The organism is Desulfobaccales bacterium (assembly GCA_041648175.1).
Classification (GTDB): Bacteria; Desulfobacterota; Desulfobaccia; order Desulfobaccales; family 0-14-0-80-60-11; genus 0-14-0-80-60-11.
In genome coordinates this window covers 65,348-90,910 of the sequence record JBAZPO010000011.1, presented here as the reverse complement: position 1 = coordinate 90,910, position 25,563 = coordinate 65,348, and the positions used below count along the sequence as shown (strand labels likewise).

General features: G+C 56.8%; 30 protein-coding genes. 13 read left to right on the top strand and 17 right to left on the bottom strand.

All coding sequences use genetic code 11. The features are described 5' to 3' along the window. The first annotated feature begins 180 nt into the window (after positions 1 to 180). The 7 genes from trpC to WC600_11600 all read left to right on the top strand — a co-directional run bounded on the left by trpC (position 181) and on the right by WC600_11600 (position 5,565). Positions 181 to 960 (top strand): indole-3-glycerol phosphate synthase TrpC, encoded by a 780-nt coding sequence (trpC, locus tag WC600_11630; protein ID MFA4903378.1) that lies wholly within the window; start codon positions 181 to 183, stop codon positions 958 to 960. Between the two features lie 131 nt (positions 961 to 1,091). After that, on the top strand, positions 1,092 to 1,478 hold the full coding sequence (locus tag WC600_11625) for a transposase (protein ID MFA4903377.1): 387 nt from the start codon (positions 1,092 to 1,094) through the stop codon (positions 1,476 to 1,478). Positions 1,479 to 1,698: 220 nt separating this feature from the next. Beyond that, a complete protein-coding gene (locus WC600_11620; GenBank protein MFA4903376.1) occupies positions 1,699 to 2,325 on the top strand; it encodes a phosphoribosylanthranilate isomerase in 627 nt (208 codons plus the stop codon). Positions 2,326 to 2,419: 94 nt separating this feature from the next. After that, a complete protein-coding gene (locus tag WC600_11615) occupies positions 2,420 to 2,857 on the top strand; it encodes a four helix bundle protein (GenBank protein ID MFA4903375.1) in 438 nt (145 codons plus the stop codon). Between the two features lie 92 nt (positions 2,858 to 2,949). After that, the gene (gene trpB / locus WC600_11610) at positions 2,950 to 4,143 is read left to right on the top strand and encodes a tryptophan synthase subunit beta (GenBank protein MFA4903374.1); all 1,194 of its coding nucleotides are present in this window, start codon (positions 2,950 to 2,952) and stop codon (positions 4,141 to 4,143) included. Further along, positions 4,130 to 4,927, top strand: coding sequence for a tryptophan synthase subunit alpha (trpA, locus tag WC600_11605; GenBank protein MFA4903373.1), 798 nt, complete (start codon positions 4,130 to 4,132; stop codon positions 4,925 to 4,927). Before trpB ends, trpA begins: the two co-directional genes overlap by 14 nt. A gap of 146 nt (positions 4,928 to 5,073) precedes the next feature. Further along, on the top strand, positions 5,074 to 5,565 hold the full coding sequence (locus tag WC600_11600; protein ID MFA4903372.1) for a GNAT family N-acetyltransferase: 492 nt from the start codon (positions 5,074 to 5,076) through the stop codon (positions 5,563 to 5,565). Between the two features lie 30 nt (positions 5,566 to 5,595). On the opposite strand, the gene ribD is transcribed toward WC600_11600, so the two are convergent. The 13 genes from ribD to WC600_11535 form a co-directional block, all read right to left on the bottom strand. Further along, positions 5,596 to 6,669 (bottom strand): bifunctional diaminohydroxyphosphoribosylaminopyrimidine deaminase/5-amino-6-(5-phosphoribosylamino)uracil reductase RibD, encoded by a 1,074-nt coding sequence (gene ribD / locus WC600_11595; protein MFA4903371.1) that lies wholly within the window; start codon positions 6,667 to 6,669, stop codon positions 5,596 to 5,598. Positions 6,670 to 6,686: 17 nt separating this feature from the next. Then, positions 6,687 to 7,076 carry a carboxymuconolactone decarboxylase family protein gene (locus WC600_11590; GenBank protein MFA4903370.1) on the bottom strand — a complete coding sequence of 130 codons (390 nt, stop codon included), beginning with the start codon at positions 7,074 to 7,076 and terminating at the stop codon, positions 6,687 to 6,689. 125 nt (positions 7,077 to 7,201) lie between these two features. Beyond that, the gene (gene nrdR, locus WC600_11585; protein ID MFA4903369.1) at positions 7,202 to 7,678 is read right to left on the bottom strand and encodes a transcriptional regulator NrdR; all 477 of its coding nucleotides are present in this window, start codon (positions 7,676 to 7,678) and stop codon (positions 7,202 to 7,204) included. Positions 7,679 to 7,926: 248 nt separating this feature from the next. Continuing rightward, entirely contained in the window at positions 7,927 to 9,213 is a 1,287-nt protein-coding gene (glyA, locus tag WC600_11580; protein MFA4903368.1) for a serine hydroxymethyltransferase, read from the bottom strand. A gap of 14 nt (positions 9,214 to 9,227) precedes the next feature. Continuing rightward, positions 9,228 to 9,716: a ribose 5-phosphate isomerase B gene (rpiB, locus tag WC600_11575; protein ID MFA4903367.1), complete on the bottom strand. Its 489-nt coding sequence runs from the start codon at positions 9,714 to 9,716 to the stop codon at positions 9,228 to 9,230. Next, positions 9,682 to 9,918: an acyl carrier protein gene (acpP, locus tag WC600_11570; protein ID MFA4903366.1), complete on the bottom strand. Its 237-nt coding sequence runs from the start codon at positions 9,916 to 9,918 to the stop codon at positions 9,682 to 9,684. Before acpP ends, rpiB begins: the two co-directional genes overlap by 35 nt. A gap of 22 nt (positions 9,919 to 9,940) precedes the next feature. Beyond that, entirely contained in the window at positions 9,941 to 10,687 is a 747-nt protein-coding gene (fabG, locus tag WC600_11565; GenBank protein MFA4903365.1) for a 3-oxoacyl-[acyl-carrier-protein] reductase, read from the bottom strand. 235 nt (positions 10,688 to 10,922) lie between these two features. After that, positions 10,923 to 12,116 carry an FAD-binding protein gene (locus tag WC600_11560; GenBank protein ID MFA4903364.1) on the bottom strand — a complete coding sequence of 398 codons (1,194 nt, stop codon included), beginning with the start codon at positions 12,114 to 12,116 and terminating at the stop codon, positions 10,923 to 10,925. A 41-nt stretch (positions 12,117 to 12,157) separates the two neighbouring features. Beyond that, entirely contained in the window at positions 12,158 to 12,898 is a 741-nt protein-coding gene (locus WC600_11555; protein ID MFA4903363.1) for an isoprenylcysteine carboxylmethyltransferase family protein, read from the bottom strand. 199 nt (positions 12,899 to 13,097) lie between these two features. Further along, a complete protein-coding gene (locus tag WC600_11550) occupies positions 13,098 to 13,883 on the bottom strand; it encodes an electron transfer flavoprotein subunit beta/FixA family protein (GenBank protein MFA4903362.1) in 786 nt (261 codons plus the stop codon). A gap of 254 nt (positions 13,884 to 14,137) precedes the next feature. Next, complete coding sequence (locus WC600_11545) at positions 14,138 to 15,295, bottom strand: acyl-CoA dehydrogenase family protein (GenBank protein ID MFA4903361.1); 1,158 nt, start codon at positions 15,293 to 15,295, stop codon at positions 14,138 to 14,140. A 6-nt stretch (positions 15,296 to 15,301) separates the two neighbouring features. Further along, the gene (rpmF, locus tag WC600_11540) at positions 15,302 to 15,484 is read right to left on the bottom strand and encodes a 50S ribosomal protein L32 (protein MFA4903360.1); all 183 of its coding nucleotides are present in this window, start codon (positions 15,482 to 15,484) and stop codon (positions 15,302 to 15,304) included. Positions 15,485 to 15,495: 11 nt separating this feature from the next. Further along, entirely contained in the window at positions 15,496 to 16,038 is a 543-nt protein-coding gene (locus WC600_11535; protein ID MFA4903359.1) for a DUF177 domain-containing protein, read from the bottom strand. 244 nt (positions 16,039 to 16,282) lie between these two features. Between WC600_11535 and feoB the strand changes: the two genes are divergently transcribed. The 3 genes from feoB (at position 16,283) to WC600_11520 (ending at position 20,214) form a co-directional block, all read left to right on the top strand. Next, complete coding sequence (gene feoB / locus WC600_11530; GenBank protein MFA4903358.1) at positions 16,283 to 18,205, top strand: ferrous iron transport protein B; 1,923 nt, start codon at positions 16,283 to 16,285, stop codon at positions 18,203 to 18,205. Between the two features lie 410 nt (positions 18,206 to 18,615). Further along, on the top strand, positions 18,616 to 19,185 hold the full coding sequence (locus tag WC600_11525) for a VPLPA-CTERM sorting domain-containing protein (GenBank protein MFA4903357.1): 570 nt from the start codon (positions 18,616 to 18,618) through the stop codon (positions 19,183 to 19,185). 342 nt (positions 19,186 to 19,527) lie between these two features. Continuing rightward, positions 19,528 to 20,214, top strand: a complete 687-nt coding sequence (locus tag WC600_11520) for a hypothetical protein (GenBank protein MFA4903356.1) — start codon at positions 19,528 to 19,530, stop codon at positions 20,212 to 20,214. A 121-nt stretch (positions 20,215 to 20,335) separates the two neighbouring features. Here the strand turns inward: WC600_11520 and WC600_11515 are convergent, their stop codons facing one another. The 3 genes from WC600_11515 to rpmE all read right to left on the bottom strand — a co-directional run bounded on the left by WC600_11515 (position 20,336) and on the right by rpmE (position 22,539). After that, entirely contained in the window at positions 20,336 to 21,244 is a 909-nt protein-coding gene (locus WC600_11515; GenBank protein ID MFA4903355.1) for a DUF72 domain-containing protein, read from the bottom strand. A 72-nt stretch (positions 21,245 to 21,316) separates the two neighbouring features. After that, positions 21,317 to 22,312 (bottom strand): DUF1385 domain-containing protein, encoded by a 996-nt coding sequence (locus WC600_11510; GenBank protein MFA4903354.1) that lies wholly within the window; start codon positions 22,310 to 22,312, stop codon positions 21,317 to 21,319. Beyond that, positions 22,309 to 22,539 carry a 50S ribosomal protein L31 gene (rpmE, locus tag WC600_11505; protein MFA4903353.1) on the bottom strand — a complete coding sequence of 77 codons (231 nt, stop codon included), beginning with the start codon at positions 22,537 to 22,539 and terminating at the stop codon, positions 22,309 to 22,311. Before rpmE ends, WC600_11510 begins: the two co-directional genes overlap by 4 nt. A 215-nt stretch (positions 22,540 to 22,754) precedes the next feature. On the opposite strand from rpmE, the gene WC600_11500 reads away from it, so the two are divergent. The 3 genes from WC600_11500 to WC600_11490 all read left to right on the top strand — a co-directional run bounded on the left by WC600_11500 (position 22,755) and on the right by WC600_11490 (position 24,114). Then, entirely contained in the window at positions 22,755 to 23,084 is a 330-nt protein-coding gene (locus WC600_11500; GenBank protein ID MFA4903352.1) for a hypothetical protein, read from the top strand. A gap of 125 nt (positions 23,085 to 23,209) precedes the next feature. Beyond that, on the top strand, positions 23,210 to 23,500 hold the full coding sequence (locus WC600_11495) for a hypothetical protein (GenBank protein ID MFA4903351.1): 291 nt from the start codon (positions 23,210 to 23,212) through the stop codon (positions 23,498 to 23,500). 344 nt (positions 23,501 to 23,844) lie between these two features. Further along, the gene (locus tag WC600_11490; protein ID MFA4903350.1) at positions 23,845 to 24,114 is read left to right on the top strand and encodes a DUF2277 domain-containing protein; all 270 of its coding nucleotides are present in this window, start codon (positions 23,845 to 23,847) and stop codon (positions 24,112 to 24,114) included. A gap of 580 nt (positions 24,115 to 24,694) precedes the next feature. Here WC600_11490 and mutM read toward each other — a convergent pair. Continuing rightward, positions 24,695 to 25,522, bottom strand: a complete 828-nt coding sequence (mutM, locus tag WC600_11485; protein MFA4903349.1) for a bifunctional DNA-formamidopyrimidine glycosylase/DNA-(apurinic or apyrimidinic site) lyase — start codon at positions 25,520 to 25,522, stop codon at positions 24,695 to 24,697. Positions 25,523 to 25,563 lie beyond the last annotated feature (41 nt).

Here is a 25,563-nt window from a genome sequence, read left to right as displayed (position 1 = left end):
AGGTTAGAGAGAACGTCCAGAACACCGATCATGGCGGCCATGGGCCGCCCTATGGGAGACGTTTCAAAAAAATATTATTGGTGGCACAGGCTTTCCGCCTGTGCGGACAAGAACTTTTCAGGCAGCAATGTAGGACGGGCAATGTCCGCCGAATCGGAATGTGAAGAAAGAAGCAATGCTATGAACTTTTTAACAGAAATCGTGGACCGGAAGCTCAAGGATTCTCTCAAGCTCTTTGAATCCGGAGTGGCCGATAAATTCAAAGCCGATATCGCCCGGCGGCCCGCGCCCAAAAGCCTCAAAGCCGCCCTGGATTTGGGCCCGGGCCCGGCCATCATCGCGGAGATCAAGCGGGCCTCCCCCAGCAAAGGGGAGTTGGGGATGGGCTGGGACCCGGTGGAGTTGGCCCAAATCTACCAGAACCACGGCGCTGCGGCCCTCTCGGTGTTGACGGAGGTCCACTATTTCAAGGGCGACCCGGAATTCATCCGCCTGATGCGTCCGCTGATCCAGCTCCCCATCCTGCGCAAGGATTTTATACTAGAGCCTATTCAAGTCTACGAGACTGCTGCCCTCGGGGCCGACGCCTTGCTGCTCATCGTTAGCCTGATGGAACTTGGGAAACTTAGGGGCCTGCTGCTTTTGACCCGCTCCCTGGGTCTGGAGGCGCTGGTGGAAGTGCATACTTCCGAAGAAATGGAGATGGCGCTCGCCGCGGGGGCCAGGCTGATCGGGGTCAACTCCCGGAATCTCCACACCTTCGAGATGTTTCCGGACCGCGCCCTGGAACTGGCTCCGCTGGCACCGCCTTCCGTGACCCTGGTGGCCGCGTCGGGAATAAAGTCCCCGGCCGACCTTAAACGCTATATGGCCGCGGGCATCCGGGCCTTTCTCATCGGAGAGAGCCTGGTGACGCAGGCGGACCCGGGCGCGGCGTTGCGGGAGTTCATCAAAGGGTAAGGAATTGTGGAGATTTTAGAGAAAGTTGGATGCGAATAATGATCCGAACTCGGCGGGCACGGCCCGCCCTATGACAATGAATCCAGGGACAACGTAATAGGGCGGCCCGTGGCCGCCGTTTGGATTAGGAGATGCCTAACTATCTACGATATTACTCAGGAAATACCTGGTTTTTTACAGTCGTATCTCATGATCGGAGGCAAATATTAACCAGTGACCAAGCACGCGATTGTTTACGAAGGGCTATCATGGATTGTCGTCAGATTTACCCTTTCGAAATTGCTGTTTGGGTCTTGCTTCCCGATCATTTACATTGCATTTGGAACTTGCCCGAAACCGATTTAAATTATTCTCGGCGTTGGAGCATTATCAAACGTAAATTTACTCAAGCGTTTACCAATGACGAAGAGAAGAAACCGCCTTTCTGGCAAAAGCGGTTTTGGGCTCACTGTATAGAGGATGACCAGGATTTTGAAAATCATATGAATTATATTCACTTCAATCCCGTAAAGCACTGACTAACAAGAAATGCAGCAGAATGGTCTTGGACAAGCTTGCATAAGTTGGTAACTGAGGGTAAATACCCCTCAAATTGGGGAGAAGGGGTGGAGATACCAGACGCAGTTGGGCGCGAATAAGACTGAAAATTCGGCGGGCACGGCCCGCCCTATGATGCGAAATCCAAACATGAATGAAATAGGGCGGCCCGCGGCCGCCGAAGATGTCGGAAATTAACATATGGTTAAAATTAAAATCTGCGGGATCACTAATCTTGAAGACGCTCTGCTGGCGGCAGATTTGGGAGCCAACGCCCTGGGGTTTATTTTTTACCCCAAAAGCTCCCGTTGCGTGGCACCTGATGCAGCCCGAGCGATTATTGCCCAAATCCCCCCATTTGTGATGAGCGTTGGAGTCTTTGTGGATGAAGAGGCTGCGGTGGTGCAGAACCTGGCTGCGCGGGTGGGCCTTGACTGGGTACAGGTGCACGGCCAGGAATCCCCGGATTATTGCCGGAGCCTGGGCCGAAGGGTCATCAAAGGTTTTCGCATTAAGGATGAAAGCTCTTTAAAAGACCTGGAGCCCTTTCAGGGTGCGGTCCAGGCCTTCTTGCTGGATACCTATAAAAAGGGGCAGGTGGGCGGCACCGGAGAGACTTTTGACTGGCGCCTGGCGCGAGAGGCCAAAAGGTATGGCCAGATTATTCTGGCCGGGGGACTTAACCCCGACAATGTCGCTCAGGCCATCAAAGTTGCACAACCCCAGGCCGTGGACACGGCCAGCGGCACTGAAGCCGCGCCGGGCAAAAAAGACCCGGAAAAGTTGAGGGCTTTCTTTGCAAAGGTTGAGGGGGTCTTTGATCATTGACAAGTAATCAGTAATCAGTAATCAGTGATCGGTGATCAATGTTATTCTTAAATGGTCAAGGATTGGTTGATTAGTGTTCCTAAGAGAGGGAATAATGCATAATGCTCGACACGCTCGCAGTTTCAGAGATTTGCTTGTTTATCGTAAGGCCCTTGAAGTGGCAAAAAGAATCTTCGAAATGTCGAAGAATTTTCCCAAAGAAGAGATATATTCTCTTACCGATCAGATAAGAAGGGCCTCTAGATCCATAGGGGCACAAATCGCGGAGGCCTGGGGAAAACGGCGTTATGAAAAACATTTTATCAGTAAGTTAACGGATGCCGATGCAGAACAAATGGAAACCCAACATTGGCTTGATGTGGCCACCTCTTGTAGATATCTGGCGAAGGATGAAAAGGAAAGATTAGAGACCCAGCTACAAGAAATCGGCCGAATGCTCAATACCATGATGGCAAAAGCTCCCTCATTCTGTAGACAGGACATTTTTATAATTCAGGAACCAACAGACACCTTTATCATAGAAGATCACTAATCACTAATCACTAATCAGTAATCACTAATCACTGATTACTGGTTACTGATCACTGATTACTTGTTACTGGTTACGACCAAAGGAGGCAAAACTTGCAACCAGACAGACACGGAAGATTCGGGCGGTATGGGGGGCGGTTTGTGCCGGAGACCCTGATGCCGGCCTTGTTGGAGTTGGAGGAGGCCTATCGCAGGATCAGTCGGGAGAAGGACTTCAAAGACGAGTTGGCCTGGTATCTGAAAGATTATGTGGGCCGGCCCACGCCCCTGTACTTTGCCCGCCATCTGACCATGGAGTTGGGGGGGCCGCAAATCTATATTAAGCGCGAAGACCTGGCCCACACCGGGGCGCACAAGATTAACAACACCCTGGGACAGGGGTTGTTGGCCCGGCGGATGGGTAAGACCCGGGTCATTGCCGAAACCGGCGCGGGCCAGCATGGGGTTGCCACTGCCACGGTAGCGGCGCTGTTGGGGCTGTCATGCGACATCTATATGGGCACCGAAGATATCCGGCGCCAGCGCCTCAATGTTATTCGTATGCAACTGCTGGGGGCGACGGTCGTGCCGGTGGAGTCGGGCAGCCGCACTCTGAAGGATGCCATGAACGACGCCATCCGGGATTGGGTCACCAACGTGCGGCACACCCACTATGTTCTGGGTTCGGTGGGCGGACCCCATCCCTATCCCATGATTGTTCGGGACTTCCAGTCGGTCATCGGCCGGGAGGCCCGGGCCCAACTGAGGCGGCACACCGACAAACTGCCCCAGTGCCTGGTGGCCTGCGTCGGCGGCGGTAGCAACGCCATGGGGCTGTTCCATGCTTTTGTGGACGATCCGGTGCGGTTTGTGGGCGTGGAGGCCGCGGGTCACGGGGTTAACACCAACCATCATTCCGCCACCCTGGTGGCCGGGTCGGTTGGCGTGTTGCACGGCGCATTCAGCTATCTCTTACAAGACCCCTGGGGCAACATCCAGGAAGCCCATTCCCTGGCGCCGGGGCTGGATTACCCCGGGGTGGGACCGGAGCACGCCTTCTTCAAGGATAACGGCCGGGCCGAATACGTGGCGGTAACGGATGTGGAGGCCCTGGAAGGGTTTCAATTACTCTCCAGGACAGAGGGCATTCTCCCCGCGCTGGAGAGCTCCCATGCCATCGCGTATCTCTCGCGGCTGGCACCCGAATATTCTGCTGATGATATTATCATCGTCAATCTTTCCGGCCGGGGCGACAAGGATGTGGACGCGGTGGCCGAGGCTATGGAGGTGTCCGGTGAACCGCATTGACAGAGTGTTCCAGCAACTCAAGGCCAAAGGCGAAAAAGCCCTAATTCCCTTTATCACCGCAGGAGACCCCGATCTGGCCACTACGCGAGCTCTGGCCCTGGAGATGGCCGCTCGGGGCGCGGATATTCTGGAGTTGGGCGTGCCCTTTTCCGATCCCCTGGCCGACGGGCCTACCATTCAGGCAGCCAGTCTTAGGGCCATGCAGGCGGGTGTACACCTTGAGGATGTCCTGAACCTGGCAGGAGAGTTGCGAGCCCAGACTCAGATTCCTATAGTCCTCATGGGCTACTATAATCCCATGCTGCAGTACGGATTGGAGCGCACCGCAGCCACAGCCGCGGCCAAGGGAGTTGATGGCTTCATTATCCCGGATTTGCCCATGGAGGAAGCAGGCCCCTGGCGAGTTGCGGCCTTGAAGGCGAACATCGCCACGATTTTCCTGGCCGCCCCCACCAGCGGCGCGCAGCGGATTAAGCACCTGGGACGCATCACTAAGGGCTTTCTCTACTATGTCTCGGTGACCGGGATCACCGGAGCCCGGACGGAGCTGCCTGCGGATTTGGCCGCGTCCCTTAAGGAAGTGCGCTCTCTGGTGAAGTGCCCCCTGGCCGTGGGTTTCGGTATCTCCACCCCGGAACAGGTCGCGGGACTGGCCCCGTACGTGGACGGGCTTGTGGTGGGCAGCGCCATCGTCCAGAAAGTGGCCAGCCTCAAGGGGCCGGAGTTGATCAAAGAGGTAGGCGACTTTATCGCGGCCCTCAAAGCGCCTCTGCGGGCAAAGTAAAAGCGGTTCGGCGCGTTACGGCTCACCGAAAACAGGAAGAGTAATGGTGGCACAGGCTTTCCAGCCTGTGTTGTGACTCCCCTACTTTTGCCCAAGTTTTTACTGATCACTGATCACTGATCACTTTTATAAGGATATGGCGTAATATGGCGCAGGACATTGCGATCCGGGAAGCCAGGCCAGAGGAACTGGCAGAGATCGAAACCCTGGTGAAGACGGCGTACCAGGAATTCCAGAGCTTTATGCCCGAAGCGATCTGGAAAAGATGGATGCGCAATGTCAGCGAGGCTCTGCATGCTCCCGGGGGCATCGTCTTGGTGGCGGAGATTGGCGGGCGGATTGCGGGGGCAGTCACCTTCTATCCCGATGCCAGCCAGGCTCATCAGGGCCATTGGCCTGCCGGGGCTGGAGCTATCCGGTTCCTGGCGGTGCGTCCGGGCAGCCGGGGCAAAGGTTACGGGGCTCTCTTGACTAAGGCCTGCCTGCGGCGGGCCAGGGAGCTTAAGATCAGAACCGTCTTCTTGTATACGGGGACTTTTATGGCGGCCGCCCAACACCTCTATGAAAAATTGGGGTTTAGGCGGGCTCCGGAATTTGACGGCGAACACGGACCCATTGCCTACCGGCTTGATCTCTGATGGTTTTCCTTCCGGATATATAATTCCATTTCACAAATATCCCGACACCAGCAGGTCGACGCCCAGGTGGCGGATGCTGAGATTCCTGGCGATATGGGCCTCTCCCAGGTGGGTGACGCCCTGGCCCGCCACCATGCCCGGAGCTTTCACGCCTCCGAGAATCTTGGGAGCATAAAAAAAATTAAACTGATGCACCAGTCTTTGGTCGAAAAAGGCGCCCAGGGTCTCGGCTCCGCCCTCCACCAACACGCTCTGGACCTGGCGCTCTCCCAATATTTGCAGCAACGCCGTCAGAGATACCCGACCGCCGTCGGCGGGCAGCACCAGGATTTGAACCCCATGGTCTTCTAGGGCGCGGACTGTATCCAGGGGCGCCTGGCTGGTGGTAGCCACCCAGGTGGGGGCCGGGGAATTTAGGGTGACAAGTTTGGCGTCGAGGGGCAGGCGCAGGCGGCTGTCCAGGACAATGCGGATCGGGTCCCGGCTACGGCCGCGGGGCAGCCGGGCGGTGAGTTGGGGGTTGTCAGCCAGCACCGTGCCGACCCCGACGAGGATGGCGTCCACTTGATGGCGCAGGCGATGTCCGAAAGCCCGGGCGGTCTCGCCGGTGAGCCACTGGGATTCACCGGTTGCGGTGGCGATCTTGCCGTCCAGGGAGCAGGCCGCCTTGGCAATAACCCATGGATGGCCGGTCTTCACCCAGTGAAACCAGGCTTCGTTTAACTGCCGGGCCTCGGCTTCAAGCACCCCCACGGTTACGTCCACGCCCTGCTCAGTCAGAAACTCGCCCCCGCCGCCGGTGACCTGCGGGTTGGGGTCACGAGCCGCGATGATGACCCGGCGCACTCCCGCGGCCAGAATGGCCTGGGTGCATGGGGGAGTGCGGCCTTGATGGTTGCAGGGCTCTAGCGTTACATACAGGTCCGCTCCCCGGGCGGCCTCGCCCGCAGTTCGTAAGGCTTCGACCTCGGCGTGGGGCAGACCGGCCCGGCGATGATACCCTTTGCCCACGACCCGGCCGTCTTTGACCACCACCGCGCCCACCATGGGGTTGGGACTGACCCAACCCGCGCCTTTCGCGGCCAGGCGCAGGGCCAGTTTCATATAGGAGGTCTCAGGGGTCAAGGTTGTGCATTCCGGTCCCGCTCCTGGAAGACTTCCCGGGCGGTAAACATGCCGTTGAGCGCGGCGGGGAAACCGGCGTAGACCGCCATTTGCATGATAACTTCGACGATCTCCGTGCGGGTGCAGCCGACATTGAGGGCGGCATGGATATGAACTTTTAATTGCGGGGCGGCGTTGCCCATAGCGGTGAGCGCGGCCACTGTGGCAATTTCCCGGGACTTGAGATCCAGCCCGGGACGGGAATAGATATCACCGAAGGGGAATTCAATGGTATAGCGGGCCAGGTCCGGAGCAATGTCTTGGAGACTGGCAATGACACGTTCTCCGGCCTCGCCGTCGATTTCTTTGAGTTTTTCCCAGCCGCGCTGGTACCTCGTGTCGTCCATCGGCAAGGCTCCGGGTTTCAATGCGTATGGTGTCCAAGCAGAGCTTGGACTATTAATTGCGTTCCCAAGTGCAACTTGGGAACGAGACGTTAGCTTGGGAACGAGGCGTTAAAGATCCCCGTGAATCACTTCTTCTCCTTTTCTTCCTTGCGGCTCTCCAGGAGACGGCGAATCTCGTCCATAAAGTCGGTGGCGTCGGTGAAGTGACGGTACACCGAGGCAAAGCGGACATAGGCCACTTCATCCCACTGGCGCAGTTGAGCCATCACCCGTTCGCCGACCCAGGTTGAGGCAATCTCCCGCTCGCCGCTCTCCAGCATTTCCCGTTCCAGGCTGTCCAGGAAATTTTCGATGGCGTCGATGGAAACCGGGCGCTTTTCGCAGGCCTTGGTAATGCCCTCGTAGAGCTTGGAGCGCTGAAAGGGTTCCCGGCGGCCGTCTTTCTTGACCACCAAGGGCATGGTCTCCTCCACCTGTTCATAGGTGGTGAAGCGCCGCAGGCAGTGGAGGCACTCCCGCCGCCGCCGGATGGCGTTGGCCTCCCGGCTGGGACGGGAATCTATGACCTTGTTGTTGGTGCTATGGCAATAAGGACAGCGCATGCCCTATCTTCTCATAAAAAATGCAGCGCAGTAAAGAGCGAAATTTATGGGGCAAGAAGAGGGAAGAAGATTGGGCGGAGGCTGGGTGGGCCAAACGGATAAGTGCACAGGCTGAAAACCTGTGCTGCCAAGCCAAGGTGCCCAAGCAGAGCTTGGACTAAAAATTGCGTTCCCAGCAGGAGCTTGGGAACGAGGAATAAGAAGGTCTGTGGGAGAGTGGCCGGTTCCGGAAAAAACTCAGCCCAAGATCAACCCCGGACGGCGCAGGAGCGGGCCGGACGGTCCATCAGCCATTCCTCGGCAAAAAGGCGAGGGAAACTCCGGCAAAGTTCCTTGACCTGGCCATCCAAATTCTGGAGACGGGCCATGTCCTTGGGCGCAGACAGCGCCTGGTGAATCAGTTCCGCAATGATCTCCATCTCGGGTTCCTTCATGCCCCGGGTAGTCAAGGCCGGGGTGCCGAGGCGGATGCCGCTGGTAATGGTGGGAGGCCGCTGATCGAAGGGAATGGTATTCTTGTTAACCGTAATGCCGGCAAGATCCAGGGCTTCTTCGGCCTCCCGGCCCGTAAGGCCGGTGGGCGTCAGATCCATCAGGATGAGATGGGTGTCGGTGCCGCCGGCCACCAGGCGGTAGCCACGCTTGATGAACTCCCGGGCCAGAGTCCGGGCATTGGCCACGATCTGCTCCTGGTAACGCCGGAATGAAGGGGCCAGGGCTTCCTTGAAGGCTACTGCCTTGGCGGCGATAATGTGCATGAGGGGGCCGCCCTGAATGCCCGGAAAGATCTGGCTGTCAAGGGCCTTGCCATACTGGGGTTGGGCCAGGATCAGGCCGCCCCGAGGCCCGCGCAAGGTCTTGTGGGTGGTGGAGGTGATAAAATCCGCCGAACCCACGGGACTAGGGTGGAGGCCCGAAGCGATCAACCCGGCAATATGGGCCATATCCACCAGGAGATACGCCCCTACTTCCCGGGCAATTTCGGCAAAGCGGTCGAAGTCAAGAATCCGAGGATAAGCGCTGGCCCCGGCGATAATCATCTTGGGGAGGTGTTGCCGGGCCAATTCGGCCACCTTGGCAAAGTCGACTACTTCGGTTTGGCGATCCACCCCGTAGGTCACGGCCTTGAACAGGCGGCCGGAAAAATTAACCGAGGCGCCGTGGCTCAAATGGCCGCCATGGGACAAATCCATGCCCAGGATGGTATCACCGGGTTTAAGGAAGGAAAAATAGACGGCCATATTGGCCTGGGAGCCGGAATGGGGCTGCACATTGGCGTAAGCAACCCCGAAGAGCTCCTTGACCCGGCATAAAGCCAGGTTTTCCGCGGTATCCACGTATTCGCAGCCGCCGTAAAAACGACGGCCCGGATACCCTTCAGCGTATTTATGAGTCAGGATGGACCCCTGGGCCTGAAGCACAGCATTACTGACGAAGTTTTCGGAGGCAATCATCTCCAACTTGGTCAGTTGGCGCTGGCGTTCACGCTCGATGACAGCAAATATCTCGGGGTCAGTACGGGCCAGTTCATCCATCCGGTAAAACACTCCTAAGAAGCTGCTTGGGCCAACCGTTCCAACAGTTCCAAACGCTCCTGGTGACGGCCGCCGTCAAAGGGGGTTGTGAGCCAGGCCCGAACGATTTCTTTACCCAGATCCGGGCCAATGACCCGCCCTCCCATTACCAGCAGATTGGCGTCATTGTGGCGTCGGCACATGATAGCGCTAAAGATGTCGTGACAGAGGGCGGCTCGGATGCCCGGGAACCGGTTGGCCATGATGCTCATGCCGATGCCGGTCCCACATATAAGTATACCCCGCGCTTTTTGCCGCGCCAACAGTGCTTCGACTACTTTTTTGCCGTACAGCGGATAATGTACGGATTCATCCGGACTGGCGCAGCCAATATCCACATAGGGCACCTTGAGTTCATGTAAAAACTTAAGGATGTCCCGTTTCAAACCATGGCCGGCGTGATCGCAGCCAATGGTGATGATTTCCGGCTCAGGCGGCCCGGGCGGAGACGAAGGTGATGACATCCTGAACGGTCCTTAGCTTTTCCGCGTCCTCATCAGCGATCTCCATACCGAATTCTTCTTCCATGGCCATGATCAATTCCACCAGGTCCAGGGAATCGGCTCCCAGGTCATCGACAAATACGGCTTCGGGTGTGACTTCGGCGCGGTCCACCCCCAATTTGTCTACGATGATGTCGATTACCTTTTCTTCAATTGCTCCCATTGTTCAAAAACCTCCTCTTTTCTTAAACCATCAACATTCCGCCGTTGACATGAATCACCTGACCGGTGATATAGGCTGCGGCATCGGAAGCCAGGAAAGCCACTGCTTGGGCTACCTCTTCTGCGGTGCCAAAGCGACCCAAAGGGATTTGGGTCATCATCAGCTGCTTGGTGCCCTCCGGCAAGGCCTCGGTCATTTCTGTTTGGATAAAGCCCGGGGCCACGGCGTTGACCGTGATGTTCCGGGAAGCCAGTTCCCGGGCCACCGTCTTGGTGAGCCCGATCAGGCCGGCCTTGGATGCCACATAATTGGCCTGGCCGGCGTTCCCCATGGCGCCCACTACCGAACTGATATTGATGATGCGCCCGCTCCGCTGTTTGACCATGGGCTTGCTCACGGCCCGGATGCAATTAAAGGCGCCCTTGAGATTGACCCCCAGAACAGCATCCCATTCGGTTTCCTTCATGCGCATAATGAGATTGTCCCGGGTGATGCCGGCATTGTTCACCAAGATATCGATGCGGCCGCTTTCTTTCAAAATATGATCAATGCCCTGGTTGACTGCCGCGGCCTCGGCCACATTAAATTCCACCAAACGGGCCGTCGACCCCTTGGTCTCCACCTCTTGTTGCGTCCTGGCGGCTTCTTCCCCCAGGACCACATCATTAAGATAGATGGTCAGGCCCGGTTGCGCCAGGGCCAGGGCAATGGCCCGGCCGATCCCGCGGGCAGCGCCGGTCACTAAGGCTATACGATTGGTATCATTCATATTATCGTCTGGTCGGGCACTTGCGTTTGCCGCCATTTTAGGCTTGGCGCACGACACTCCCCCAGCCTCTGAACTCATGAGTCTGCTGCGTTAATTACATAAATCGAATTTGCCGAAATTGAAAGGGGTTTCTTATACTTTTTTTCACTAAATGCATTTCCGATCCGGGTCATCACCTATTTAAGAGTAACACGTAGGGTGGGAAAGCGAAGCGCATCCCCCCTTTAGAATTATCTCAGCCCCGATCTTTCTTGATCGCTTGGATCAGGGCCGGGACAATCTCAAACAGGTCCCCAACCAGGCCCACATCGGCGACTTGAAAAATGGGCGCCTGGGGGTCTTTGTTGATAGCCACAATGACGTCGGCGGATTGCATCCCCACCACATGCTGGCTGGCGCCGCTCAAGCCTATGGCAAAGTATAGTTTGGGGGAGACGGTCTTGCCGGTCTGGCCGATCTGGTGGGCATAAGGAATCCAGCCGGCATCCACCGCGCCCCGGGTGGCGCCCACCGCCCCACCCAGCAAGTCCGCGAGCTCCTCCAGGAGCTTGAAATTCTTGCCGTCTTTCAGGCCGCGGCCCCCGGCCACGATGACCTCGGCGACAGAAAGCGGGATGCGCTCCTTGATTTCCGCCACCGTCGCCACAAAACGGCTGCGGCGCGGGGCGTCCATGGTGGCCAACTCCACCCGGATCACTTCCCCGGCAGGGTTGGCTGAGGGCGTGACCGGCTTGAAAACCCCTGGCCGAGCCGTGGCCATTTGGGGAAACGTCCTGGGAGTGATGATGGTGGCCATGATATTGCCGCCGAAGGCCGGGCGGGTCTGAAGCAGCAAACGTTTTTCCGGGTCGATGGCAAAGGCGGTGCAATCCGCGGTGAGGCCGGTCTTTAGGCTTGCGGCCACCTGGGGGATAAAGGCCCGCCCTAGATAGGTGGCGCCAGCCAGGATAATCTCTGGTTTAAATTTCCGGGCTAGTTCAGTCAAGGCCGCGGCATAGGTCTCTTCCAGGAAATCTTGGAGCCGCGGGTGCTCTGCTACGTAGACCTTATCCGCCCCGGCCGCGAGCAGATTCTCGCCCAGGTCGGCAACCTGATGTCCCAAGAGGACCGCGGCCACCTTAACGCCCAAAGGTTCGGCCAGCCGCCGGGCTTCTCCCAGGAGTTCAGCAGTCACCGGGGCCAGGGCGCCGGCCCGTTGTTCCGCAAAGACCCAAATGCCGTCAGGCGGCACCGCGGGCCGGATTGATTCACCCTCGGTCTCGGGCAGGGCCAGGGCTTCTACCTCGCAGACCTCGACACAGGCGCCGCACAGGGTGCAGCCCTCGCCAATGATGAGGGTGTCGCCTTCCAGCCGTAAGACCCCGAAGGGGCAGGCTTCGATGCAGTTGCCGCAGGCGATACATTTTTCGGAGTAAAGGATTAAGCTCATGTTTTAGCAGTCAGCAATCAGCAAAGACTCCCGGACTCAAGTTACCTGCCCGTCGTGGCAAACACTTTGGTTTTTTTCTTCAGAAATCTTACCGTAAGATAAAAAATCGTACTGCTTATAAAAACCTTTATCCAGATGGCATCTATGGAAAATCTGCCGTAACCAAACAACCCGCCTAGCAGTTCCAACACCGTAAAGGTGGCTATGACGGCGTAAAAGGAGCCGTATTCCCGGACGATGGCCGATTTCCACGAAAAGGGCAGGGACGGCGGCCGCCAATTCTTGAAATTGGGAATAATGACCGGGGTCTTCTCGGCCCACTGCAAAAATTCGTCCCCAAATTTTTCCCGCAAAAAGCGTTCTTCCGTAAAGATGATCCGTTCGTAAAATACCAGGAAAAATAAGCTGATCAGCGCCGTGAACCACCACAACTTCATAAACAGGGACAATCCGAACCAGATGATAAAATTGCCCAAATAAAGGGGGTTCCGCACCACCGCATACATGCCCGTGGTGTTCAGCGTTTCGGCCACTTGCCCTTTAGTATTGCGGCCTGAAGTGCCCCGGGGGACATATCCCACCGTAAAGAACCGAATGCCCTCGCCTAAAAGCGCCACTGCCAGACAGAAACTATCCCAGGCCAGGTTTAGGCCAGGGTTTTCAAAGGGGGTGCGATAACCGGCCAGGGCCAGGATAAAAAAAACGGCCATGATTAACGGTAGATAGCTTCTCCATCTGAAGAAGTATTCCCCGGTTTTTTCAAATTCTTCTTGTAAGGCCATCCCTGGACCACTGTCATAGGGCGGCCCGTGGCCGCCAATGTCCTAAATTAGTGTTCATCCGGGAATGCGCAGGCTGGAAGCGGTTCATAAAGTCCCCCTTTGTAAAAGGGGGATTTAGGGGGATTTATCAGGGCCAACAAAATCCCCCCCAGCCCCCCTTTTCCAAAGGGGGGAGTTATAGGGAGTTTCCGGATGAAAATTATAAAGCTTTGCCCTGCGCCTTCAGCCGCTGCCACAACCGGTCCGCCAGTTCCTCAGCCGCCCCGGTCCAGATCTCCGGGGTGCCCCGGGAGGGCGGCGGAAAGACCTTCACCACTTGGGTGAAGGAGCCGCTCAGACCGATCTCACCGGCTTCCAGGCCAAGATCGTTGATACCCCAAACTGGGATGGCTGCTTTTTTAGCCTTGAGTTTGGCTTTGAAGGATGGCACTCGGGGTTCGTTGATCTCCTTGACCACGGTGATCAGGGCCGGGAGATCGGCTGCCACCGCGTCATAGCCGTGGTCCAGGAGGCGTTCCACCGTGAGATTTCCGTCGGTGAAAGTCAATTTCCGGGCCCAGGCGACGTAAGGAATATCCAGGATGGTGGCCAGCATGGGACCTACCTGGGCAGTGTCCCCGTCAATAGCCTGTTTGCCGCAAAAAATCAGGTCAGCGCCACCCAGCTTGTCCACCGCCTTGGCCAACGTGAGCGCCGTGGCCCAGGTATCGGCCCCGGCAAAGGCCCTGTCGCTCAAAAGCACCGCGGCGTCGGCGCCATAACCCAACGCCTCCCGCAGCGCGGCCTCGGCCTGGGGCGGACCCATGGTGATGACCGTCACCGTGCCCCCCTGGGCATCTTTGACCCTTAACCCCTCTTCCAGGGCATAGAGGTCAAAGGGGTTGATGATGGCCGCGATGCCCTCCCGTTTCAGGGTGTGGGTCACGGGGTCCAGGCGCACTTCCTGGGTGTCGGGTACTTGCTTTATACAGACGATGATATTCATAGTGGTCAGTGGTCAGTGGCCAGTGGTCAGAAAGAAAAGGAAATGGTGGACCGTGCCCACCCTGCATCTGATTTCTAATTTACGCTTGGGAGGTTTTAGATTCCCCTCGGTCTTGATCATTGCCTGGGTGAAACTGGTAAACCAATTTTCTCGCTGGGAGCCCAGTGACTTAGGGCCAACGACAGGTGCAAACAGCCAGTAAATGGAGACTTACACTGGCCACTGATCACTGACCACTGGCCACTCTTCTCCGGCTATTTCTTCCTCGAATATTCCTTATTCAACGCCAACCCGATGACGTTCCTCATGATCTGGTTGGTGCCCTCGTAGATCTGGAGGATCTTGGCGTCCCGCATCATCTTTTCCACGGGATACTCCCGCATGTAGCCGTGGCCGCCCATGACCTGGACCGCGTCCACGGTGGCTTTCATGGCCATATCCGTGGCGAAGAGTTTAGCCATGGCGCCGTGCTTGGAGTAATCTTTGGGTTTGGAATCGATGTGCCGGGCTACGGCGTATGTCAGGGCTCGGGCCGCTTCGATCTGGGTGGCCATGTCGGCCAGGAGGTGTTGCACCGCCTGGAAGGAAAAGATGGGGGCGCCGAACTGGTGGCGCTCCTTGGCAAAGCTGGCGGCTTCATCCAGGGCGCTTTGGGCCAGGCCCACGGCCAGGGCGCCCGCGCCGGGGCGGGCCAGGTCCAGGGTCTTCATGGTGATGATGAAGCCCAGGCCGGGTTTGCCCAGGAGCCGGTCCGCGGGGATGCGGCAGTCCTCCAGGATGATCTCCCGGGTGACGGATGCCCGGATGCCCATCTTCTTCTCTTTCTTGCCGAAAGAGATGCCCGGGTCATTTTTCTCCACCAGGAAGGCCGAAGCGCCCCGGGCCCCTTTGGACCGGTCGGTGAGGGCGATGATGGTGTTGAATTCGGCTTCCCCGGCGTTGGTGATCCACTGCTTGGTGCCGTTTAAGACGAAAAAATCGCCGTCTTTTACTGCGGTGGTGGCAATAGCCCCGGCATCTGAGCCCGCTTGGGGTTCGGTCAGGGCAAACGCGGCCAGGGACTCACCCCGGGCCATGGCCGGCAGATACCGGTGCTTCTGGGCCTCGGTGCCATAGAGCAGGAGGGGATATGCCCCCAGAAAGCTCGCGGCATACGTGGTGGCCACCCCGACACAGCCCTCGGCCAGGGCCTCTAAAACCAGGCAGTTCTCCATGCATCCCAACCCCAGCCCACCATACTCTTCGGGAATGATGGTGCCGCACAGGTCGGCCTGGGCCAGGTCGGCCATAATGTCCCAGGGAAAGGTCTCTTCTTCGTCCAGTTGGGCCCGGATCGGCTTGATGCGTTCATAAGAGATCTGGCGGGCCAAATCCTGGAGCATCTGCTGCTCTTCGCTGAGCAGATAATCCATGGTGACCTACTCCGCCGCTTTCGGGATCACGAGCCGGCCCTTGTAAAAGCCACAACTGGGGCAGGCATGGTGGGGCAGCCGGGGCTCATTGCACTTGGGGCAGGTGGACAACTGCGGCGGCGTCAGGTGGTCATGGGAGCGGCGGCTATTCTTCTTGGATACGGATGTTCTTCTTTTTGGTAAAGGCACGGGCGTTCTCCTTAAATTTTCAACTTTGCCAGGTCGGCAAAGGGGGAATTAACGGCTTCAGGCCGGCAGTGGCAGCTTTCGCGGTTGAGGTTGGCCCCGCACTGAGGGCACAAGCCTTTACAGACTTCGTCACACAGGGGCTTGAAGGGGATCATGAGAATAATCTGTTCTCTCAGAATGCTTTCCAGGTCCACCACTTCTCCGGTATAATAGTCCATGTCCAGGTCGGCGGGGCTCAATTCCTCGTCTGCCGCGGCCGCGGTTTCGGGGGATGGCGCCAAGAGGAGGTCGAACTCGGCGGCCACCGGATGGCTAAAGGGCGCAAGACAGCGGCTGCAGGCCAGGTCCAGGGTGCCTTCAAGCTGCCCGCGCACCAGAACATCATTACCGTGTTTCGAGAGGCTCACCGTACCGGTGATATGGGCGTCGGCAAATTCCAGGCCGGGGTCCTCGCCGCGCCAGCGGGCAAACCACTCCGGTCCCAGGTCGATGGCGACCTCTTTGCCGATGTCGGGGATGCCCTTGAGGCCTATTTGCAAGCTTCGGGATTTCATAGCGTTCATATGCAGTTTATTCACACATCCAAAATAAATTAATATATAAAAATCTGGCCAAGTGTCAAGCTATTAAGGTGGCTGGACCTGCCATCCCGGCTTTGCTTTAGGCTAAGCGGTAGATGAGTTTGAAGTCCAGGTGACGAAATTGATATGATAAAATTGCAATTGAGTCTCAGTAATGATAAATAAAAAAGTTCATGACTTTCGATTCTTGTTCAAGGAGTCGCCTTAGGCGTTACGCATGATTATATCTCTCATCGGCCAACCCAATTGCGGCAAGAGCACCATTTTTAATTACTTCAGCGGTTATAAGGCCGCGGTTTCCAATTTTCCCGGCACAACGGTGAAGTACACCGTCAGCCAGGTGGTGTTCGAAGGGGAGGCGCTCACCTGCGTCGATCTGCCCGGGGTCTATTCCCTTACCTCCATCGACCCCGCGGAACGGGAATCCCGGAACTATCTCCTGGCGGGCAAATCCGATGTCATTATCAACGTGATCGACGCGTCGCTCTTGAGTCGCAGTCTGGAACTCACTTTAGAGCTGATGAGCCTGGAACGTCCCTTGGTGCTGGCCCTGAATATGATGGATGAGGCCGCGCGCAAGGGCATCGTGATCGACGCGGCCAAACTCTCCGGGCTGTTGGGGGTGCCGGTGGTGACCACTGTGGCCGCGGCGGGCCGGGGCCTCACCGATCTATTGCACGCCGCGGTCATTGCGGGCCGGGCTGGGGTGCTGCCCGCCCAGATCCAGTTTAGTCGCGACGTGGAAGAAGAGATCGACTCCCTGGCGGTTCAGTTGGATTTCAAATTTTCGCAAGAAATGAGGTTGCCCTGGCGCTTCATGCTGGTCAAGGCCCTGGAGGATGATCCCTATGTCATCGAGGAAATCGGGCGCCGGGATCAAGAAGCGGTCCACTGGGTAAAAAATAGCCAAAAAATCCTGGCCCAGTCCCACGGCCGACCCCCGGAAACCGTCATCTCCTCAGAGCGCCATGCCCTGAGCGTCAACCTTTTCGAGCAGGTGGCGAAGGTCAAACCGGCGGAAAAGGCCGGCTGGCGAGAGCGCCTGGACAAGATTGCCACCGACAGGTTCTGGGGTTATGTCCTCCTGGTGGCGATCCTGGCCGGCTTCTTCATGGTGGTCTTCAAGGTGGGGCAACATGTTGAAGGATTCTTTCTGGGCTATTTAACCGCGGCCCAGGAATTGTGCAAAGTTTGGCTGGGGGTCAACACGCTGACCTATAGCGTCGTTGAGGGCCTGCTCATGGGCATCTTCGGCGGGGTGGCCATCGTGCTGCCGTACCTCTTGCCGTTCCTCATCGGGTTGGCCCTGCTGGAGGATAGCGGCTATTTGCCCCGGGTAGCCTTCCTGATGGATAACCTCATGCATTTTTTGGGACTCCACGGCAAGTCCATCATTCCTTTCATCCTGGGGTATGGCTGCAGCGTCCCCGCGGTGATGGCCACCCGCATCCTGGAGAGCCCCCGGGACCGCCTGGTGGTCTCCATGCTGGCGGTGCTGGTCCCCTGTTCGGCCCGTTCGGTGATCATCTTCGCCCTGGTGGCCTATGCCCTGGGGCCGTTCTGGGCCTTGGGGGTCTATTTTCTCAATCTGGTGATCATTGCCCTGCTGGGAAAAGTCTCCACCTGGATTCTGCCCGAGGTTTCCCCGGGTCTTTTGATGGAGATACCCGAGTACCGGTTCCCCACCGTTAAGAATGTGGCCCGCAAGTCCTGGCACAGCCTGAAGGAATTCATCGTGGTGGCCTGGCCCATCCTGATTGTGGGGAGTCTGGTCCTGAGCCTCCTGCAATTTTATCACCTGGAGGTCTACGTCAACGACCTCTGCCGCCCTTTCACCTATATTCTGGGCCTGCCCCCAGCGGTGGGTACCACGCTGATCTTCGGGATCATGCGCAAAGAGCTATCCCTGGTGATGCTCACCGAGGCCCTGGGCACCCCCCAGATCACCACGGTCCTGACCCTGACCCAACTCCTCACCTTCACCATCTTTGTGCTGTTCTATGTCCCCTGCGCCTCCACCATCGCGGCCATGAGCCGGGAACTGGGCTGGAAGGGCGCAGCCACAGCCGCAGGCCTGTCGCTCATCCTGGCTCTGATCCTGGGGATGCTGACCCGGGGCTTCGGGGCGCTGGTGTTTTAAGGATAACCCCCGCCACCACGATCTGATAGACGGCCGAAGTCCATTTCTCCGGCCGATCATCTTAGGCTCGCACCATCTTCTGTTGATCCTGGCAACGATCCCTGGGAAGAAATTAATTAAATAAATAAATGAAGATATAAAATACTTTACAAATATGATAAATTAAATATATTAATTAAAAACTAAATTATTTAATACTATCCAAAAGAGATCGGAAGGGGAGGCCGGGTTGGTCCGCCTAACCTTGAAAAGGGTTCAAGGGAGGAACGAAAGCACCCAGATAATAATTCCCTGGAACTCTTGCAAGGTTCCCATCTATCACCGAAAGGGGGGTAATCCGGAACTGAACAGGTGCGGCAGGGTGGAGGCAGAGAAAAGAATGGCTGACAACAATTTACCAGGAGGAACGAATGAAAAAGATTGCGTTGATTTCCATGCTTCTGGTGGTGATGGGATTTGTGGCGGCGGCCCAAGCTGACCCCATTACCGTAAATGATCCCTTGTGGTATGAATTTAGTTTTACGGCTGTGGGAGTTCAGGCGCAGGGCGCTTTCCCCGATGATCCGTTAGGGGATTTTGTTATCCCGAGCATCAGCGGCAACTCGCAAAATGCTCCCGCCCCGGCCTGGACTTTTAGCTCGCTGGCGCCGACCTTCCTCACTGTCGTAGATGCTTTCCTAGAGGGTGACGCCTTCAACGTTTTCGATTTTGGCCTCTTTATCGGAGGAACTACGGCAGTGGCTAATACCGGGAACGACTCTGGAACGGACGATCCGGTAGTAGCATTATTGGACCCCGATCTGAGTCGCGGCTTTTTCTTCCTGGCGGCTGGAAATCATTCTCTTACCATCGAGCCCTATCAAATTGCAGGCCCTGGCGCGGCCTATTTCATGGTTTCTGCCATTCCCGTGCCGGCCACCCTGCCCTTGGTCCTGACGGGTCTTGGCGCTCTCGTCGCCTGGCGGCGGCGGTCTGCCTAACCGTCCTCTTCGACAAAAAGGTGCCACAGGGAAGTGGCGCTTCCTCTTCGCCGGTATAGATATAGATAGTCATAAACGGCCAGTCATTATCTGCCTGCCAACCTATTACGAACTCCTGGTCCTGCCAATAATCAGCCTGGCGTCAAACTTCTTTTATTAATAAATCTTTACAATAAAATTTAAAGCTATATATTTTGGAAAAATGGTTTAGGGTGCTGGTTTGAAATCCGCCCCAAGGTCTGTTGGGAGGTTAAAGGGTAAAAAATTAGTTCCAGACAGCAATTCGGGGCAGTCCATTGGCCAGGTGCTTGATTTCGGTCATACAGAGAAGGGAAGAAAACCATGAGATCCTTACGTGTGATGCTGTGGGCTATTCTTTTGATAATCTTATTTCAGGCGCCGCCGGCCTCGGGGGTGACCTTAGGGCAGGTGGATAACTTTGAAGACGGCACCACTCAGAACTGGGTGGTTGGCTTACTGGGCGCTCCACACCCGGCGCCGCCGGTTAATGTAGCTACGGGTGGTCCCGCGGGGGCCGGCGACCACTATCTACTGCTTACGGCCATTGGCGGCGGTGGAGCGGGCAGTAGATTGACCGTCATTAACGCAAGCCAGTGGACGGGTGACTTTATCGCCGCAGGGATCGATCTTATTACGATGGCTGTCAATAACCTGGGAAGTACAGAACTCGCTCTCCGGCTGTTGTTTGAAGACCCCACGGTTGGGCCGCCTGAAAATATCGCTTTTTCGACGGAGGCAGTCATAGTCCCTCCCGGGAGCGGTTGGATATCGGTGCTCTTTCCCATCAGTCCTGCCGATCTAAGCGCGGCGCTGGGCGATGTTACTACGGCATTAACGCATGCAACGGTAATGCGCCTGTACCATAGCTCTGACCCCGGTTTCCCGGGTCCCGCGATCGCAGCTTCTTTAGGGGTGGATAACATTGCCGCAGTTCCAGTGCCCGTAACGGCTATTTTATTCGGCTCCGGTCTGGTGGCGATGCTGTTCCGGCAACGCTGGAAAAACTAATCAAACGCTTCAATTTCTCTGTTGTTTGTATTGCCATGCAACGCAGAAACGCCCCCACACTTCGGGGGCGCTTCCTTTTCAATGTAACATCGTCAGCGGCGAACCTATCCCGCCTATTCCGTCAGCGCTTGCAGGGTGGAGTCTCTACTTGAGGCTTGAGGCCGGTAAGCCGCGGAAAGGCGGCAAGCAGTTGTTCAGGAACTTGCAAGGCCTGCCCCGGTGCGAGCCGATGTTCCAGTTCCAGGGCGTTGGCCACGGCCTGGCCCGCGGGGTGGTTATTGAAGATGACATAGGTCTCCCGGGCTTTCTCCATGAGTTCCCGGGTGCGGGACGCCAGGTCTTCCAGTTCTTCGGGGGAGTAGAGATAGTCGTAGCGGGCCTGGCGGTCATCCCCGAATTCAAACCAGGCCTCTTTGTGCCGGCCATGGCAGCGCAGATACCCGCGAGCGCCGGTGACCCAGCTGGTAGCTCCCATGGGGTAGGAGACCAGGGGTTGGTCGATGTTGCAGAAATCCAGGCCCGCGGTCTGTAAGAAGTCCCGCACCGCCCGCTGCTGCCAGGAGCGGTGCCGCACCTCCACAGCCAGAGGAAAATCCCGAAACGCGTCCTTGAGTTCCAGGAGATAGCGGCGATTGTCTTCGGTATTATGGAAAGAATAGGGGAATTGGGCCAGAAGCACCCCTAGCTTGCCTCCATCCAAAAGCGGCGCCAGCCCCTCTTGGAACTGGGCCAGTTCGGCCCCCGGCAGCCGCCGTTCGTGGGTAAAGACCTGCCAGACCTTGGCGGTGAAGCGGAAATCCGGGGAATCCGCCACTGCGGACAGCCAACGCCGGGCATAGTCGGGCGCAATGGGCCGGTAGAAAGTGACGTTGATCTCCACAGCGCCAAAGAGACCGGCAAGGAAGGTGAGGCGGTCCGCGCCCTTAAGCCCTGGGGGGTAGACTACTCCCCGCCAGTCCGCATAATCCCAGCCCGCGGCGCCGATATATAGTTTTTGGTTTTTAGTTTTTGGTTTTTGGTAAGGGGGCATCGGTAAATAACGCGATTACCTGACCGGCCGCACTTTACTGCTCACTGCTCACTGCTTACCGCTCACTATTTATTAATGCCGGCATTCGGCACAGGTGAGGGTATCGCCGGCCAACTCGCCTTCGGGCATGGGATGTTCCTCCCGGGCCAGGACAGCTTTCAAGGCCTCCAGGGCCACTTCCAGTTGGGAGTCGTCGGGTTCCAGGGCCGTGAGGCGCTGGGTGACCAGGCCGGGCCAGAGGAGGACTCTCGCCAGGAGTGAATCAGAGTGTTTGCCGCCCCAGCGGATGATCTCATATGACAGCGCTGCGATGGGGAACATAAGCCCCACCTTGATGAGGACCTGAAGGAGATTGTTGGCAAGGCCGCGTTGGGTGAGGGCCGGAAACAAGGGAAAGAAAAAGGTGAAGATCAGGATGCTCACCAGGAGCACCACCAGGATAAAGGAGGTGCCGCAGCGGGCATGAGCGGTGGGGTGACGCCGGGCGTGCGCCACCGTCAGTTCTTCCCCTGATTCAAAGGTGCAGATGGACTTGTGTTCGGCGCCATGGTACTCGAACACCCGGCGGATGTCCGGGAAAAACGAGATACCCCAGATATAGAGCACAAGGAAGGCGGCCTTGATGATGCCGTCGATGACATGAAACGTGAAGTCCGCCGGGGTCAGGGGGCTGCCCACTAAATAACCCGCTTTGCCGCTTAACCAGTGGGGCAGAAATCCGAAAAACAGGAAGGCCATCAAAAAGGCGCCCCCCAGGGTGAGGGTGATGCTCGCCCAACCCAGGGGCTCGTCCTCCTGGCTGTCTTCTTCCTGAAGGGCGGCCTGGGCCGAGAAGGTCAGGGCCTTGACGCCGGTGACCATGGACTCGATGAGGATGACGGGACCCCGGAGGAAGGGGCGCTTGAGCATGGGGTAGCGCTCCGCCAGGGAGCAATACCGCTCGTCTTTGAGAATCACCGAGCCGTCGGGACGGCGCACTGCCACGGCCAGAGCGTGGGGGGAACGCATCATCACGCCCTCCAGCACCGCCTGGCCCCCGACGGCCAAGTGTTGATCGTCCGATTTCATTCGGCTTTGTCGGCCGCCTTGTTCTGTTCCAGATGGGCGTATTTACGCCGGAAGCGCTCCACTCGCCCGGCGGTGTCCATAAGCTTCTGCTTGCCGGTGAAGAAGGGATGGCACTTGGAGCAGATTTCCACCCGGATGTTATCCTTGGTGGAGCCGGTGGTAAACTCGCTGCCGCAGGCGCAGCGCACGGTGGTTTCAATGTAGTTGGGATGGATATCATTTTTCATAATCTGTTGCCCTCCTGATGTTCGTCTCAAACATCTAAATATATCTCATACCCTTCCAAAAAGCGAAGGAAAACTTGTGGCAGCATTTGAGCTCGAATTCTCCACGGGCACCTCATCAAAGCCTCTGATGGTCCATTGACTATTGATAGAAAATGGTTAACAAGTTTACAAGCCTTCGATGTTGGAGCCTCATTAAAACTGCAAGGAGATTTCCCATGCACTACCTGGTATCCGCTTCGGAAGGGCCCGGGTATGCTTCACCTGAGGAGACCCTGAAAGGTCTGGAAGATCTGGTGCTGACGTTGTTCGAGAGTCTGATGCGGCTGGAAGCTGAGAAAAAAATCCTCGCCGGCGGCGTGCCCCTGGGGGACCGGGCCGTGGTATTTATCGTGGACGCCGCGTCCCATGATGAGGTGGACCGGATTTTGCGCAGTATCCCCATGTGGGGCCTGTTCAAGTGGGACGTAAGCGCGCTGGAGACCTTTGCCGGCCGGGCTGCGCAGGAACGCGAATTCGTGCAGCGGCTCGCGCAAGCCTTGGCCTGAAATAAAATAACTCGTAGGGCGGGAAAGCGAAGCGCATCCCGCCTTTGCCGCTCAAATAAAGAGCAATTGCGGCAAACCGAGATCGATGGATTCGCACTATATTCCGGTCTGGGAGGGAGAAGGCCATGAAAAAGCTCATGGGATTAGGAGCACTGTGGTTGGCAGGTGTCCTGGCAATGCCTGGTAATCTCTGGCTGACGGGGTGCGTTTATGCCCAAGAGGGCTCCAAGCAGTTAACGGATGAGCAGTATGAACAGTTAAGGCAAAAGCGGCAAGAGCAATGGCAAACCCTGGAAGACATCAAAAAGCGCCAGGAAAATACCGGGGAGCGTTTGCAGGAGGGGGTGAAACGCAGCCAGGATGCGGCCAAGCGCCAGAAGGCCGCGGAGCAGAAGCTCAAGGAAATGGAGAAATAACAGACTGGCGGCCAGACTGCCTGTTAATCAGAACATATCTACAACTAATTGATATTTTAAATAAGTTTCTTGTTTGGCAAGATAGCCGTGATTCTTTGATTAATCCCGGCATCAAAAGTCGCTTACATCATGCCAGCGGTGGAATGTGCCCGCAGCTTTCGATTTTCCCATGGCGTTACCATCATGAGAGCGTCTTCCTGACTCTATAACTGGATATTTTTAAACAGTACTTATTTTCTCGGGCAAAGGCTGCCTCGAGAAGCGGATCATTTTGGGGGGTTAAACTCTGGGAGGTGGCTCCACAAAAGCCACTGTTTGATCGCGGCGGCCAAAATGAGGATGCTATGTGTAGAAACATTAAGACACTCTTTAACTTAGAGCCGCCTGTGACGGACGAAGAGATTCGCGCAGCCTCGCTACAATTCGTGAGAAAAGTGAGCGGCTTCCACAAACCATCGAAGGTAAACGAAACTGCATTCCTGGCGGCTGTTGACGAGATAGCGGTAGTTTCCAGAAACCTTTTGAACTCGCTTGAGACAAAAGCACCACCGAGGGACCGTACAGAAGAGGCTGCCAAGGCACAAGCACGCGCAGTTCAGAGGCTCTCCACGTGACCAGTTTGCTTCATAGGGCTTGCATCCTGACGCGGTACGGTGAGACCACCTAACAGCCGGTTGCAACGGCGGCGCGTCCCGACGCTGCTGTAACCGGCACTGCAAGAATTACAGCCGAATTTCTTAACCCCGAAAAGTCAGTTACACAAAATTCTTTATAGCGCTTGCCAAAAAGTTTTTTCCTCTAATTCTCCTCTCCCCTTGTGGGAGAGGGTAGGGTGAGGGGTTAATAAGAAAAAACTTTTGGCAATGATATACAGGCCCAGATTTGTGGAAAGTCGAGTTTATTCCCTTGCTATATCTGCGCAGTTTTGACTGAAAAAATAAATTTCGATATGGTACTGAAATCGATCAGGGCGGATGCGCAACTCCGCCGCCATGGTGAAGACTGGCTTATACCAAGTTGCGCTCATACAGGTAATTTTGTTTTTGTAGGGGCGGACCTATGTGTCCGCCCTCAGGTTGGGCGCACACTCGGGTACTCCACTACAGACCGTGAGCTTTTCTTACTTCTATGAGCGCAACTTAGTATTACTGGCTCATGGTGAGGTTCGTTGAGAAATGCAGAAACGAGTAGACGTTAATCGATAAATTTTTGACAAACCGGACAGAAAAAGGAACTGCGCCCGGCCTGGACCAGGCGGGCGATGGCGGTCCCGCAAACCAAGCACGACTCACCGGCCCGGCCATAGACCAAAAGCTCAAGTTGGAAGAGGCCGGACTCTCCCCGGCTGTTGAGATAGTCGGACACCGTGGTGCCGCCTTTGGCTATGGCGTGTTTGAGGATACGGCGAGTCTCGGTCAGAACCCGGTCCCAGTCCGTCAGGGTCAAGTGGCCCACCGGGGTGGCGGGATGCAAGCGTGCCGCAAAGAGAATTTCGCACGCATAAATATTGCCGATGCCGGCCACCACCCGGGCATCCAGGAGAAAGTTTTTTATGGGCCGGGACCGGCCCTGGGCCTGCTTAAGCAGCCAGGCCGGCGTCACCTTCCGGGAAAAGGGTTCGGCTCCCACCTGGGCCAGGGGCGGGGGCGTAACCCCCGGCGGAAAGACCAGAACCTGGCCAAAACGGCGAACGTCCTGGTACAGCAAGTTAAGCCCGCCTTCCACCTGAAATACCAGGTGAACGTGGTCCAGAGGAGGGGAGGGGGGGACTCCAGCCAAGAGACGGCCGGTCATGCCCAGATGAATGAGCAAGGTGACCCCGCCTTCCAGGTCAAACAAAAGATATTTACCGCGGCGGCGAAGTTTTTCCAGACGCCTGCCTGTGACCCAGTGACGGAGATCCTTCAGGGAGGACTGCTGTCGCAGGCGTTTGTCTCCCGCCTCGACGGCCAGAAATTGGCGTCCTACCAAGAGAGGAATCAAACCCCGGCGGATGACTTCCACCTCAGGGAGTTCAGGCATGACATCTACTCCGGAGGTTGAAGGGTCGACATGGTCAAGGG